The organism is Burkholderia catarinensis (assembly GCF_001883705.2).
GTDB classification, from domain to species: domain Bacteria; phylum Pseudomonadota; class Gammaproteobacteria; order Burkholderiales; family Burkholderiaceae; genus Burkholderia; species Burkholderia catarinensis.
In genome coordinates this window covers 468,274-482,603 of the sequence record NZ_MDEQ02000001.1, presented here as the reverse complement: position 1 = coordinate 482,603, position 14,330 = coordinate 468,274, and the positions used below count along the sequence as shown (strand labels likewise).

Genomic DNA, 14,330 nt, shown 5'->3' with positions numbered 1-14,330 from the left:
GCCGCCCGTCACGGTTTCCAGCGATACATCAGCACCTTGCCGCGCGCGTCTTCCTCGACGAACACGAGGTATTCGCCGTCGTCGCGCCGGAACGCGCTGATGCCGAACGGCACGTCGACCCAGCCGGATGCCTTGCCAACCTCGGTGCCCGGGCTCATCACGCCCACTTCCTTGCCGGTGTCCTTGTCGTACACGTGGATCTTGCCGACCGGCTCCACGGTAAAGATGTAGCGGCCCTCGACCGTGATCCCGATCAGGTCGAAGATCGGCTTCGCGTCGAGCTGCCACGGCAGCGCCACCTGGTAGCGCACGACCGGCGAGCCGCTCGACCACTTGTCGAAGCGCACCAGCACGCGGCCGACTTCCTTGTTGATGCCCGGCTGCGGCGGCGCGTCGGCCGTGTAGCCGGTCACGTACAGCGTGTCCGTCTGCGCGTCGTAGATCGAGCGGCGCAGCTGCGTGAACGGCTGCGGCATCGGGTAGGTCGTTACCTTGTCGTACGAGTAGATCGGGTTGCCGGCCTTGTCGACGCCGCCGTACCGGAAGCGGTGAATGCCGCGCACGTCGCTCGTGCGCCAGATGTCGCCCTTCGTGTCGACCCACCAGCCCCAGCCGCCCGCCTTCGCCTTGCCGGTCGTATTGATCTCGAATTCGTCGGCATCCAGCCGGCCGTTGCCGTTCGCGTCGCGCCACAGCCAGTCGCCGCCCGGCGGCTTGTTCGGCACCTTGTCGACCGGCCGCGCGCGGCCCGCGATCAGGCCCGACGGAATCGCGACCTCGCCGTCGCGCTTCGCGTCGAAGCGGTAGATCTTCAGGTGATCGGCGTACATGTCGGTCAGGTACAGGAACGTGCGGCCGTCGACGCGCCGCGCGAACGGCATGCCGGGATACTGATCCGTGTGGAACACGGGATCGTCCGGATACTTGAAGCGGTTCGACAGGAAGCCGACGTATTTCCAGTCCTGGCCCGGCGGCTTCGACAGGTCGAGCTCGAAGCGCTTGTTGCCCGTATACACGCTGTTCGGCCGCGCGGGGTCGAGCCATGCGCCGTCGACGAACAGCAGCCCCTGCACCTGCCAGCGCTGCTTGCCGTCCGGCGTGTAGCTTTCGAGCACCGCGCCGAGCCCCGCGCCGATCGTGTCGTGACGCGGCCCGATGCCGTTCATCGACACATAGACGTTGCCCGCGCGATCGACGCCGACGCCCGTCAGCCCGTTGAAGCGTTGCGGCCCCGGCCGCCCCGGCACGGGGCCCGCGAAGATGCCGCCGCGCTCGCCGAGCGTACCGGACTGCGCATAGCCCTTGCCGCCTTTCGAGAAGATCAGGATCTGCTGGCGCGGCCCGTTGTCCGCGACGAGCACGCGCCCTTTCGGGTCGACCGCCACGTCCACCGCGTCGGTGCCTTCGGGCAGCGCGGGCGCGTCGTCGAGCTTGCGGCCGTCCGCGCGCACGTGCACGAGGTGCGCGGGGCCGTTGAGCGTGTCCGTGAGCAGCCACAGCGTGCCGTCACCCGCGAGCGCGATGCGGCCCGGCTCGTGCGCGCTCCACGTGCCCTTCTGCTGCATCGTCTCGGCGTCGTAGACGTTCACCGCGTCGCGCGACGGATTCGTCGCGAACAGCATCTTGTCGTCGGCCGCGAGGCCGCCGACTTCCGCCTTCTGTTCGCCCACTTCCGAGCGCGCCGGAGCCGGCACCTCGTTGAGCATCATGAAGCTCGCGGCCATCCGCGCGCGGCCGGCATCGGCGCGGCCGCCCGGCGCCGCCTGCGGCGCCGCGCGAAACGGCGCGGGCTGCTTCATGTCGCCGATCGTGCGCCGCGAGATGCCGAACCACTGCTTGCCCTTGTCCGGCCAGATGCCGGGCGACTGAAGGTGGCCGCGCTCGTTGCCGACGCCGATCGCGACGTACGCATACTTGCCGTTCACGGCGATCGCGCTGCCGCCGAGGTTGCCCCAGCCGTGCGTGCCGCCGGCGAAGCCGAGCATCTTCCCGTCCTGGTAGACGCTCGCCTCGGCCCCGCTTTCGTCCCACGGCGCATTCGTATACACCTTGCCTTCAGGCGTCACCGCGATCGCACGGATGTCGATCTGCGTCCAGCTGCCGTCGCCATAGCCGAACGTGTTGCCGATCCACGACGTCGTCGCGGGCAACACCGTTTCTGCCGGTGCGGCGCTTGCCAGCAGCGCCGCCCATACCGTCATGCCAACCAGAACCAGACGTCGCAATGCGCTTCTCCAGACTTGATGCGGAAGCGACCGGCGCCGCCGCGGACTGCTGCCGGCGCACCCGGTCGCCAAATGGGTTTCAAACGTCGCGATGCAGGTTACAAGCAAAAATAATCACAAGAAATTTGGAAATATTTGGGGATGTTTCTGCGTGAAATATCGAACCGGAACAGGCGGGAAATGGCATCCGAAAACGGCAATAACGACCGCCTCTCATCCGCCATCACGTAGAAAATGCCGCTCCGCACCGCCTGTCGAGGCTGTCCGGGCAGCAACCTTTCATCTCCCGACGGAAATAATCGGCATTTGAATGTTTGTCGCCAGATAAATGGCGCGCGTTTTTTTGCCGATTTCTTTTCCCTAGAATCGTTTTCGACTCGATATTTCATTTAAAGGCATGCATTACGTTCACGCATCGGATGTGCGACACGCCGCGGCCCCCGCCGCGCGTCGCGAAGGAGCGGCGCGATGACGGGCATTTCGCGACCCGCTGACCTGACCCCGCCGCAACACGGCCGCATCGTGCAGCTCGACGGGCTGCGCGCGATCGCGGTGGGCGCCGTGTTCCTGCAGCACGCGCTGAAGGCGCCGCTCTGGATGGGCGTCGACCTGTTCTTCGTGCTGAGCGGCCTGCTGATCACCGGCATCCTGCTCGAGCGCAAGGCGCGCGGGCAGTCGTACTTCAGCCACTTCTACGCACGCCGCGTGCGCCGCATCCTGCCGCCGTACGTGCTGCTGCTGCTGGTGTCGACGATCCTGTTCGGCGCGAGCTGGCTGCCGCACTGGCCGTGGTTCGCGTTCTTCTCGACCAACATCGGGCTGTCGCTCGGCAGCATCGGCCACGACAGCCTGAACGTGCTGTGGTCGCTCGCGGTCGAGGAGCAGTTCTATATCTTCTGGCCGTTCGTCGTGCTGTGGTGCTCGGAGCGCGCGCTGCTGTGGGTCGCCGCCGCGCTGGTCGTCGCCGCGCCGGTGCTGCGCGCGATCGCGACGCCGTGGTTCGATTCGTTCTGGCCGATCTACTACCTGACGCCGTTCCGGATGGACCTGCTCGCCGCGGGCGCGCTGCTCGCGATCGTGCTGCGCCGCGACCGGCGCGCGCTGGAGCCGTTCTATCCGCTCGCCATCGTCGGCGCGCTCGTGTCGCTCGCGATCCTCGGCTGGCTGCACCTGTCGTTCCCGCGCTTTCGCGCCGCGAACACGCCTCTGTCGAATGCCGCGCTCTACAGCATCTCGCTGCTGCTGTGCACGTCGATCGTCGTGATCGCGCTGCGCGGCCGCGGCATCGTGCAGCGTGTGCTGACGAACCCGATGCTCGTCTACGTGGGCACCGTCAGCTACACCGTCTACCTGATCCACCTGAGCGTGCTGTATGCGCTGTGGCCGCTGCACCTGAACCGCTTCGTCACGGCCGCGCTCGCGCTCGCGATCACGCTCGCGTACGCAACCCTGAGCTGGTACGGCTTCGAACGGCGCCTGACGCGCGGCCCCGCACGCCGCGCGTTGCCGGCCGCCGCAAGCACGACCGCCTGAATTTCACCCTCTATCGTTTCGACAAGGACAACGCCATGAGCCAAACTCGCAAGAAGGCCATCATTACGGGGATCTCGGGGCAAGACGGCGCCTACCTGACCAAGCTGCTGCTCGACAAGGGCTACGAAGTCACGGGCACCTATCGCCGCACCAGTTCGGTGAATTTCTGGCGTATCGCCGAGCTCGGCGTCGACACGCACCCCAACCTCACGCTCGTCGAACACGACCTGACCGACGCCGGCTCGAGCCTGCGCCTGCTCGAACGCACGCAGCCCGACGAGTTGTACAACCTGGCCGCGCAGAGCTTCGTCGGCGTGTCGTTCGACCAGCCGACGACAACCGCCGAAGTGACGGGCCTCGGCCCGTTGAACCTGCTCGAGGCGATCCGTGTCGTGAGCCCGAAGACGCGCTTCTACCAGGCGTCGACGTCCGAGATGTTCGGCAAGGTCCAGGCGATTCCGCAGACGGAAACGACCGCGTTCTATCCGCGCAGCCCGTACGGCGTCGCGAAGCTGTACGCGCACTGGATGACCGTGAACTACCGCGAGTCGTACGGCCTGTTCGGCAGCAGCGGGATCCTGTTCAATCACGAATCGCCGCTGCGCGGCCGCGAATTCGTCACGCGCAAGATCACCGACACCGTCGCGAAGATCAAGCTCGGCAAGGCAACCCGCCTCGAGCTCGGCAATCTCGACGCGAAGCGCGACTGGGGCTTTGCACTCGAATACGTCGAAGGAATGTGGCGCATGCTGCAGGCCAGCGAGCCGGACACGTACGTGCTCGCAACCAACCGCACCGAGACCGTGCGCGACTTCGTGCAGATGGCGTTCGCGGCGGCCGGCTACCAGATCGAATGGAGCGGCAAGGGCGAGCAGGAGCGCGGCCTCGACGCATCGAACGGCAACGTGCTCGTCGAAGTGAACCCGAAGTTCTACCGCCCCGCCGAGGTCGACCTGCTGATCGGCAGCGCGGACAAGGCTAAAGCCAAGCTCGGCTGGGTGCCGGAGACGACGCTCGAACAACTTTGCCAGATGATGGTCGAAGCAGATTTGACGCGGAATCAACACCATGACACGTTCTGAAGCCGGACGCCCGTCGCGCCGTGCGTTCGTCACGGGCCTGACGGGCTTCACGGGCCGCTACATGGCCGAACGCCTGCAGGCGGCCGGCTATGACGTCTGGGGCACGGTCGCGCCGGGTGCGCCGCGGCCCGACGATCCGACCTTCGCACACTGTACGCTGCTGCCCGTCGACCTGCTCGACGCGGACGCAATGCGCGCGGCCGCGGCCGACGCACGGCCCGATGCGGTCGTGCATCTCGCCGCGCGCGCGCACGTCGCGCAGGACGAGCCATCGCAGACCTACGCGGTCAACATCGTCGGCACGCGCAACCTGCTGGCCGCGCTCGCGGGTCTCGACCAGCGCCCGTCGGCCGTGCTGCTCGCGAGCAGCGCGAACATCTACGGCAATTCGACGGCCGGCGTGCTCGACGAGACCGTCGCGCCCGCTCCCGCGAACGACTACGCGGTCAGCAAGCTCGCGATGGAATACGCGGCGAAGCTGTGGGCCGACCGGCTGCCGATCGTTATCGCGCGGCCGTTCAACTACACGGGCGTCGGCCAGGGCGAAGCGTATCTGCTGCCGAAGCTCGTCGCGCACTACGCGCACAACGAACCGCGCATCTCGCTCGGCAATCTCGACGTGAGCCGCGATTTCTCCGACGTGCGCGACGTGACGGCCGCGTACCTGAAGCTGATCGAAACCGCGCCGGCCGGCGAGACGTTCAACGTCTGCTCGGAGCGCGCGTATTCGCTGAAGGAAGTGCTGGCGATGCTGTCGCGCATCGCCGGTTACGTGATCGACGTGACCGTCGATCCGCGTTTCGTGCGGCACAACGAGGTGAAAAGCCTGAGCGGGTCACGCGACAAGCTGCGGCGCGCGGTGGGCGAGTTGCCCGTCACGCCGCTCGGCGAAACGCTGCGGTGGATGGTGGATGCGATGCGCGCCGCGCCGCCCGGGCATGCCTACTGAACCGGAAAACGCACGTGCGATTGCGTACGCCGAAACGACAACGGGCCGCTCTCTCGAGCGGCCCGTTGTCATGTCGACCCTGAAACCGGTCGCTGCGCTCAGCCTTCGAGACCGCGCGCGAGATCGCGGCGCAGGTCGCCCGCGTCCTCCAGCCCGACCGACAGCCGGATCAGCCCTTCGCTGATCCCCGCTGCCGCGCGCGCTTCCGGCGTGATGCGGCCGTGCGTCGTGGTCGCCGGATGCGTGATGGTCGTGCGCGTGTCGCCGAGGTTGCCGGTGATCGAGATCAGCTTCGTGTTGTCGATCACCCGCCACGCATTCGCGCGCTGCTGTTCGGGCGTGTCGCCCTTCAGCTCGAACGACACGATCGCGCCGCCCGCCTTCTGCTGACGCTTCGCGAGTTCGTGCTGCGGGTGGGATTCAAGGCCCGGATGAAACACCCGCGCGACGGCCGGATGCGAATCGAGCCAGCGTGCGATCTCCAGCGCGTTCGCCGATTGCTTCTCGACGCGCAGCGACAGCGTCTCCATCCCTTTCAGCAGCACCCACGCGTTGAATGCCGACAACGTCGGGCCCGCGCTGCGCACGAACGGGAACACCTTGCCCATGATGAATTCCTTCGAGCCGACCAGCGCGCCGCCGAGCACGCGGCCCTGCCCGTCGAGGAACTTCGTCGCCGAGTGCATCACGACATCCGCGCCGAGCTTCAGCGGCTGCTGCAGCACCGGGCTGCAGAAACAGTTGTCGACGACGAACAGCGCGTTCGCGGCCTTCGCGATCTTGCCGATCGCCTCGATGTCGGCGAGTTCGGTCAGCGGGTTCGACGGCGTCTCGAGGAAGAACATCTTCGTTTCGGGCCGCACGGCTTCCTGCCATGCGTTCAGGTCGGTCGGGTCGACGAAGGTCGTCGTGATCCCGAACTTGCTGAAGATCTGCGAGAACATCCCGAGCGTCGAGCCGAACAGGCTGCGCGAGCTGACGAGGTGGTCGCCCGCCTGCAGCGCGGACATCACGACCGACATGATCGCGGCCATCCCCGACGCGGTCGCGATGCATGCCTCGCCGCCCTCGAGCGCCGCGAGACGCTCCTGGAACATGGTGACGGTCGGGTTCGTGAAGCGCGAATAGGTGAAGTAGTCTTCCGAATTCGCGAAGCGCTCGGCCGCGTCGGCCGCGCTCGAGAAGCAGAAGCTCGACGTGAGGAACAGCGCTTCCGAGTGCTCGTTGAAGTCGCTGCGCAGCGTGCCCGCACGCACGGCAAGCGTGTCGAAGTTGAGGGAGTCGTCCATGTTCCGTTTTCCGTATTCGATGGCCGCGCCGAGGGTCATTCATGAGGCGCGAACCCGGTCAAAACCAGGCCAAAACAAAAAGCCCGCTATGCGTCGGCATCAGCGGGCTTCGGTGCGGTACGACAGCGATCGACTCGGGCCGGCTGTCGCCGGCCTTCGCTTTAGCTGTTTTGGGAAGTCGCCCCGCGTCCGCAAGCTGATATCAAATCGACGCAAGGCCACATCCTAGCACGCTTCGGCAACAGCGTACGCCGGTGTCACTCGACCGACAGTTGCAGGTTCATCTGCGAGCGCTCGGTGTCGCCGGCCGTGTCGCGATCGGCCTGCGATGCCGGCGTGAGGCGCGCGCGCTCGATCGCATCGAGATACTCGGGCGTGATGCTGCCGGTGATGTAGTTGCCGTCGAAGCACGACGCCTCGAAGCCTTCGAGCTTCGGGTTGATGTCGCGCACCGCGCGGCGCAGGTCGTCGACATCCTGGTAGATCAGGTGGTCGGCGCCGATGATCTTCGCGACTTCGTCGTCGGTGCGGCCGTGCGCGACGAGTTCGCCGCGCGTCGGCATGTCGATGCCGTATACGTTCGGGAATTTCACGGGCGGCGCCGCCGACGCGAAGATCACCGATTTCGCGCCCGCATCGCGCGCCATCTGCACGATTTCGTGCGAGGTCGTGCCGCGCACGATCGAATCGTCGACGATCAGCACGTTCTTGTCCTTGAACTCGATGCTCATCGCGTTGAGCTTCTGGCGCACCGACTTCTTGCGCACGGCCTGCCCCGGCATGATGAACGTGCGGCCGACATAGCGGTTCTTGAAGAAGCCCTCGCGATACTCGACGCCGAGCTTCGCGGCGACCTGCATCGCGGCCGGGCGCGACGAATCGGGAATCGGCATCACGACGTCGATCGGCACGTTCGGCAGCTCGCGCTTGATCTTCTCGGCGAGATAGTCGCCCATGCGCAGGCGCACGTTGTAGACGGGCACGCCATCGAGGCACGAATCCGGACGCGCGAGATACACGTATTCGAACATGCACGGATTCAGCGTCGGCTGCTCCGCGCACTGCTGGCTGTGGAAATTGCCGGCCGGGTCGATGAAGATCGCTTCGCCGGGCCGCACGTCCCGCACGAATTCGAAACCGATGCCTTCGACCGCCACCGACTCCGACGCGACCATCCACTCGGTGCCGTGTTCGGTCTCGAGCTTGCCGATGCACAGCGGGCGGATGCCGAACGGATCGCGGAACGCGAGCAGGCCGTAGCCGGCGATCAGCGACACGATCGCATACGAGCCCTGCAGGCGGCGATGCACGCCCGAGACAGCCTTGAACACCGAGGCCGGATCGAGCTCGAGGTCCGTGGTCGACAGTTGCAGCTCGTGCGCGAACACGTTGAGCAGCACTTCGCTGTCGGAATTGGTGTTGATGTGCCGGCGGTCGATCCGGAACATCTCGTCCTTCAGTTGCTGCCAGTTCGTCAGGTTGCCGTTGTGCGCGAGGATGATCCCGAACGGCGCGTTCACGTAGAACGGCTGCGCCTCGGCTTCGCTCGACGCCGAACCGGCCGTCGGGTAGCGCACCTGGCCGATGCCGTAGGTGCCGGGCAGGCTGCGCATGTTGCGCGTGCGGAACACGTCGCGCACCATGCCGTTCGCCTTGTACATGTGGAAATTGCTGCCGTCCACCGTCGCAATGCCCGCCGCGTCCTGACCGCGATGCTGCAGCAGCAGCAAGCTGTCATAGATCAGCTGATTGACCGGGGATTGGGAGATAACACCTACGATGCCGCACATGGCATGTCCTTCAAGATGACAAAATCGGTTACGTCCTGCCCGGCCGCGTCGTCACACGCGTACGTACTGGGCCATGCCGTCGGGCAGGAGCTGCTTCAGCTCATGCACGCCCTGTTCGGCGAAAGGACGCAATAGCGCATTGCGCCAGAATTCCTGTTTGGGCAGCTCGGTCAGCCCGGCCGCCGCGACCAGCAGCACCACCAGCACACAGCCGCGGACGAGCCCGAACATCATGCCCAGCGAGCGGTCGACGCCGCCCAGGCCGCTCGCCTGCGCGATCCGCGACAGCAGCGCGTTCGCCACGCCGGCGACCAGCACGACGCCGATCACGAGCAACGCGAAGGCGATCACCCACTGCGTCAGCGCGCCGCCCGGCCAGTTCGCCGGAATATACGGTACGACCAGTCCGACGTAGCGGCCCGCGATCACGATCGCCGCGATCCAGCCGATCAGCCCGAAAATCTCCGACACGAAGCCGCGCCACGCACCGCGCAGCGCCGACAACACGATCACCGCCAATACAGCGTAGTCGAAAGCCGTCAGCATCGTGCGTTACTGCGTCAGACCGGCTTCGCGCACCTTCGCGATCGCGGCAGAGGCCGCCGACCGATCGGCGAACGGGCCTGCACGCAACAGTGTAGCCGTGCTGCCGTCCGACTGCTTGCGATGCTCGACATATGCGGGCACGCCCGCCGATTTCAACTTGGTCGCCCACGAACGGGCCGTCGCGTCATCCTTGAACGAACCGAGCTGCACCGCGAAGCGCGCACCGGCCGGCGACGCCGGCGACGATGCGTCGCTGCTGTCCGGGCTCGCGGCGTCGGCATTCGCGACGGTCGCGGGCGCCGGCTTCGGCGCGGCCGGTTTCGCCGCGGGGGCGGCCGGCTTCGGCGGCGTCACGCTCGCCGTGGTCGTCGTGTCGGGTTTCGCAGCCGGCTTGGGCGCGGGTGCAGGCGCCGGTGCAGCCGCCACGGCCACATCGGAAGCCGGCGGTTCGTCGTGCGCGACACCCGCCTGCACGTCGGCCGCATCGTCGTCACGCGGCGCGACCGCCTGGTGCGCGGGCCGGTTCGGAATGTCGATCGCGATGTCGTCCGTCACCGGCTTCGGGTGCGAATCGAGCACCATCGGCAACACGATCACGGCGGCCACCACGAGCGCGATCGCGCCGACGAGGCGACGGCGCGCACGTTGCTTTTCTGGAAGGGTCGGATCGAGGAGCAGTGCGTCCGATTCCGGACGCTCGGTGCGGCGCGAGCGTCGCTCGACGCGTTCAGTGCGCTCCGTGCGCACGTTCCGGGAGGTCCCGGTGCGACCGCCGCGCCGCGTGGGCGCGTCGTCGTCTTTTTTGCCGAACGAGAAAATTCCCATGAATGGCTGAGTCCGAAACTGCCCGTCAGTCAGTGTTGCTGCGATTTACGGTAGGCCAGCACGCCGGCAACCGTATGGAAACTGCCGAAAACCACGATTCTATCATTCTCGGATGCTCTTTTTAGTGCATCGCGAAACGCATCCGCAGGCGACGCGTATCGCGTCACGCTCGAATCGGGCCCCTCCTCCACGCCAGCCTTGCGCAGCGCGGCTTCGAGCTGCTCCGCGGAGGCCGCGCGCGGCAGCGGCAGGTCGGTTACACACCAGTGGTCGACCTCGCCCTTCAAATGCCGCAGCACGCCGTCGATGTCCTTGTCGTGCATCGCGCCGAACACCGCGTACGTGTAGGGGAAGAAGCCCATGTTGCCGAGATTCTGTTCGAGCACGGCCGCCGCATGCGGGTTGTGCGCGACGTCGAGCACGATCGCCGGCTTGCCGGGCAGCACCTGGAAGCGCCCCGGCAGCTCGACGTTCGCGAGCCCGAGCCGGATGTCCTGCGCGGACACCGGCAGCAGCGGACGCAGCGCTTCGAGCGCGGCGAGCGCGGCCGACGCATTGATCAGCTGATTCGCCCCGCGCAGCGCCGGATACGCGAGCGCCGGGTAGCGCTTTTCGCGACCGAGGTAGCTCCACTGCTGGCGCTCCGTGCCTGCCTGCGCCTCGTAGCGGAAATCGCGGCCGACCAGCCACAGGTCGGCGCCGATCGCTTCGGCGTGGTCGACAAGCGTCTGCGGCACGGCCGGATCGCCGCAGATCGCCGGCTTGCCCGCGCGGAAGATCCCCGCCTTCTCGAACGCGATCTTCTCGCGCGTGTCGCCGAGGTACTCGGTGTGGTCGATGTCGATGCTCGTGACGATCGCGCAATCGGTATCGATGATGTTCACTGCATCGAGCCGGCCGCCGAGGCCGACTTCGAGGATCACCGCGTCGAGCCCGCGCGACGCGAACAGATGCAGGATCGCGAGCGTCGTGAATTCGAAGTACGTGAGCGACACGGGCTCGGGCAGCGACGTGCGCGCGGCTTCGACGGCCTCGAAGTGCGGCAGCAGTTCGTCATCGGTGACGTTCTGCCCGTTCACGCGCGCGCGCTCGTTGAATTCGAGCAGGTGCGGCGACGTGTGGCAGCCGACCTTGTAGCCCGCGCGCACGAGGATCGTCTCGAGGAACGCGCAGGTCGAGCCCTTGCCGTTCGTGCCGCCGACGGTGATGACGGGGCACGCGAATTCGAGCTGCAGCGCCGCCTTGACCTGCCCGATGCGGGTCAGGCCCATGTCGATGCCGACCGGGTGCGCGCGTTCGAGGTGCGAAAGCCACGCGTCGAGAGTGGGAAAAGTGCTCATCGGATCAAATCTGGATCGGTACCGCCACTACGCCAAAAAACGAAGCGCGCCGCCTGACGCTGAAGCCAGGCGACGCGCAGTGTTCACAACCTCGCGCCAATCAGGCCAGCGCGTCGGCCGGCTGTCGCTGCAGCAGCGCGAGCAACTGCGCGATCTCGTCGCGCATCTTGCGGCGGTCGACGATCATGTCGACCGCGCCCGTCTTCACCAGGAACTCGGCGCGCTGGAAGCCTTCCGGCAGCTTCTCGCGCACCGTCTGCTCGATCACGCGCGGGCCGGCAAAGCCGATCAGCGCCTTCGGTTCGGCGATCACGACGTCGCCGAGGAACGCGAAGCTCGCCGACACGCCACCCATCGTCGGGTCGGTCAGCACCGAAATGAACGGCAGCTTCGCTTCGGCCAGCTTGGTCAGCATCGCGGTGGTTTTCGCCATCTGCATCAGCGACAGCAGGCTTTCCTGCATCCGTGCACCGCCCGACGCCGTGAAGCAGATGAACGGCACGTGCTGTTCCAGCGCGTTCTGCGCGCCGCGCGCGAAGCGCTCGCCGACCACCGAGCCCATCGAGCCGCCCATGAACGAGAACTCGAAGCAGGCCGCGACGACGGGCAGCGTGTGGATCGCACCGCCCATCACGACCATCGCATCGGTCTCGCCCGTCTCGTCCATCGCTTCCTTCAGACGATCGGGGTACTTGCGGCTGTCCTTGAACTTCAGCGTGTCGACCGGCACGATTTCCTGGCCGATCTCGTAACGGCCTTCCGGATCGAGCAGCCCGTCGAGGCGCTCGCGCGCGCCGATGCGCATGTGGTGATCGCACTTCGGGCACACGTGCAGGTTCGCGTCCACGTCGTTGCGGTACAGCACGGCCTCGCAGGACGGGCACTTGACCCACAGGCCTTCCGGAATGCCCTTGCGGCTTTTCGGGTCGGTCTGCTTGATCTTCGGCGGCAACAGTTTGTCGAGCCAGCTCATCGTATGGTTTCCTGTTCCGTGGCGGGCCGGGCCGCATGGCCCGCCCGCTTCCTGTGTTGTGTTTATCGCGCCGTCTTGCCCGCGCCGTCCAGGGCCGCGCGCAGCTCGGCAATGAAGGCCTTCAGCGCGGCGGCGGCGGCGTCCGGCGCAGCGCTCTCAAGCAGCTGCACGAGGCGGCTGCCGATCACGACGGCGTCCGACACCTCGGCCACCGCGCGCGCCGTTTCGGCGTCGCGGATGCCGAAGCCGACGCCCACCGGAACCGGCACGCGCGACTTGATGGCCGGGATTTTACCCGCAATGCTCGAAACATCCAGATTTCCCGCTCCGGTCACGCCCTTGAGCGACACGTAATACACGTAGCCGCTCGCAATCTTGCCGACGTCGGCGATGCGTTCGTCGGTCGACGTGGGCGCGAGCAGGAAGATCGGATCGATCTGCGCGGCGCGCATCTTCTCGGCGAACACGCCCGCCTCTTCCGGCGGATAGTCGACGACGAGCACGCCGTCGACGCCGGCCGCGTGCGCTTCGGTCGCGAACGCGTCGACGCCCATCCGCTCGATCGGGTTCGCATAGCCCATCAGCACGACGGGGGTTTTGGGGTCGGTTTCGCGGAAGCGCTTCACGTCGGCGAGCACGCTCTTCAGCGTGACGCCGCGCGCGAGCGCGCGTTCCGACGAGCGCTGGATCACCGGGCCGTCGGCCATCGGGTCCGAGAACGGCACGCCGAGTTCGATCACGTCCGCGCCGCCTTCGGCGAGCGCGTGCATGAATTCGACGGTTTTGGCGGGATCCGGGTCGCCGGCCGTGATGAACGGGATCAGGCCCTTACGGCCTTGTTCGGCGAGCGCGGCGAAGGTCTGCTGGATACGGGACATGGCAATTTTCCTTAATGCGTTCGGCGATCGGGCGGCGCGATTCACGCGCATGCCTGCGCGGCGAGCGCGCTCACGCGCTCGTGCGCGATCGCACAATAGCTTTCGTTGATCTCGTAGCCGACGAAGTCGCGCCCCTGCCGTGCGCAGGCCACCGCGGTCGTGCCGCTGCCCATGAACGGATCGAGCACGCGGCCGCCCGGCGGGCAGCTTGCGAGCACCATCCGCTCGATGATTTCCAGCGGCTTCTGGGTCGGATGATCGACGCGCTCCGCGTGCTGCCGGTGCAGGCGCGAGACCGACCAGACGTCCTTCGGGTTGTAGCCCATCTCCAGCCACTTGCTGCCTTCGAACAGCTTGCGCGAGCGGGCCTTCTTCGTGTCGGCGTCGTACGGGATGCGGACCGGATCGAGATCGAAGTAATACGCTCTGGAAACCGCGAAAAAGCCGATGTTGTCGTGCACCGACGTGAAGCGGCGCGTCGTGCCGCCCATGCTCGGCACGCGTCGGTCCCAGATGATCTCGTTGACCATCGTGAGCTGCGTCTTCAGGAAACTGAAGATTTCCGGCGCGTACTGCCAGGTGCAGAAGATGTACATCGACCCGCTCGGCTTCAGCTTCGGAATCGCGAGCTCGAGCCACTCGCGCGTCCACGCGAGAAAATCGTCGCCCGAACGCTTGTCCGAGTCGTTGCCGTAGTCCTTGCCGAGCCCGTACGGCGGATCGGCGACGATCAGGTCGATCGACGCATCCGGCAGGTGCGCGGCATCGGTCAGGAAATCGCGGTTATGCAGTTCGATACCGGACGGCAGCGCGCGCGGCAGGACGGCGGCTGGCTTGACTGCCTCCGCCTCGCTCGCGGCACCGCCGCCCGGCTCTTCGATCAGGTCACGCATCGGTCGG

12 protein-coding genes are annotated in these 14,330 nt (G+C 66.6%); 3 read left to right on the top strand and 9 right to left on the bottom strand.

Going from position 1 to position 14,330, the window contains the following annotated elements; all coding sequences use genetic code 11:
• Nucleotides 1-8 precede the first annotated feature (8 nt).
• Entirely contained in the window at nt 9-2,201 is a 2,193-nt protein-coding gene (locus BFF94_RS02150) for an NHL repeat-containing protein (protein WP_219138972.1), read from the bottom strand.
• Between the two features lie 492 nt (nt 2,202-2,693).
• Here BFF94_RS02150 and BFF94_RS02145 point away from each other — a divergent pair, with 492 nt between their 5' ends.
• Genes BFF94_RS02145 through BFF94_RS02135 form a run of 3 tightly spaced genes read left to right on the top strand, consistent with a single transcriptional unit; the run spans nt 2,694 to nt 5,789 of the window.
• On the top strand, nt 2,694-3,758 hold the full coding sequence (locus BFF94_RS02145) for an acyltransferase family protein (RefSeq protein WP_128844454.1): 1,065 nt from the start codon (nt 2,694-2,696) through the stop codon (nt 3,756-3,758).
• Between the two features lie 35 nt (nt 3,759-3,793).
• On the top strand, nt 3,794-4,840 hold the full coding sequence (gene gmd / locus BFF94_RS02140) for a GDP-mannose 4,6-dehydratase (RefSeq protein WP_128844451.1): 1,047 nt from the start codon (nt 3,794-3,796) through the stop codon (nt 4,838-4,840).
• Nucleotides 4,827-5,789, top strand: a complete 963-nt coding sequence (locus BFF94_RS02135; RefSeq protein WP_128844449.1) for an NAD-dependent epimerase/dehydratase family protein — start codon at nt 4,827-4,829, stop codon at nt 5,787-5,789. The genes gmd and BFF94_RS02135 overlap by 14 nt, the downstream gene beginning before the upstream one ends.
• A 98-nt stretch (nt 5,790-5,887) precedes the next feature.
• On the opposite strand, the gene BFF94_RS02130 is transcribed toward BFF94_RS02135, so the two are convergent.
• The 8 genes from BFF94_RS02130 to BFF94_RS02095 form a co-directional block, all read right to left on the bottom strand.
• Nucleotides 5,888-7,078 (bottom strand): O-succinylhomoserine sulfhydrylase, encoded by a 1,191-nt coding sequence (locus BFF94_RS02130; protein ID WP_128844446.1) that lies wholly within the window; start codon nt 7,076-7,078, stop codon nt 5,888-5,890.
• Nucleotides 7,079-7,335: 257 nt separating this feature from the next.
• Nucleotides 7,336-8,868, bottom strand: a complete 1,533-nt coding sequence (gene purF / locus BFF94_RS02125) for an amidophosphoribosyltransferase (protein ID WP_128844443.1) — start codon at nt 8,866-8,868, stop codon at nt 7,336-7,338.
• A gap of 51 nt (nt 8,869-8,919) precedes the next feature.
• The gene (locus BFF94_RS02120) at nt 8,920-9,414 is read right to left on the bottom strand and encodes a CvpA family protein (RefSeq protein ID WP_128844440.1); all 495 of its coding nucleotides are present in this window, start codon (nt 9,412-9,414) and stop codon (nt 8,920-8,922) included.
• A gap of 6 nt (nt 9,415-9,420) precedes the next feature.
• Nucleotides 9,421-10,239: an SPOR domain-containing protein gene (locus tag BFF94_RS02115; protein ID WP_219138922.1), complete on the bottom strand. Its 819-nt coding sequence runs from the start codon at nt 10,237-10,239 to the stop codon at nt 9,421-9,423.
• 29 nt (nt 10,240-10,268) lie between these two features.
• Nucleotides 10,269-11,579: a bifunctional tetrahydrofolate synthase/dihydrofolate synthase gene (folC, locus tag BFF94_RS02110; protein ID WP_128844216.1), complete on the bottom strand. Its 1,311-nt coding sequence runs from the start codon at nt 11,577-11,579 to the stop codon at nt 10,269-10,271.
• A gap of 100 nt (nt 11,580-11,679) precedes the next feature.
• Nucleotides 11,680-12,552, bottom strand: a complete 873-nt coding sequence (gene accD, locus BFF94_RS02105; protein ID WP_014899949.1) for an acetyl-CoA carboxylase, carboxyltransferase subunit beta — start codon at nt 12,550-12,552, stop codon at nt 11,680-11,682.
• A 62-nt stretch (nt 12,553-12,614) separates the two neighbouring features.
• Nucleotides 12,615-13,430: a tryptophan synthase subunit alpha gene (gene trpA / locus BFF94_RS02100; RefSeq protein WP_219138920.1), complete on the bottom strand. Its 816-nt coding sequence runs from the start codon at nt 13,428-13,430 to the stop codon at nt 12,615-12,617.
• A 41-nt stretch (nt 13,431-13,471) separates the two neighbouring features.
• Nucleotides 13,472-14,323 (bottom strand): DNA-methyltransferase, encoded by an 852-nt coding sequence (locus BFF94_RS02095; RefSeq protein WP_128844218.1) that lies wholly within the window; start codon nt 14,321-14,323, stop codon nt 13,472-13,474.
• Nucleotides 14,324-14,330: the final 7 nt, after the last annotated feature.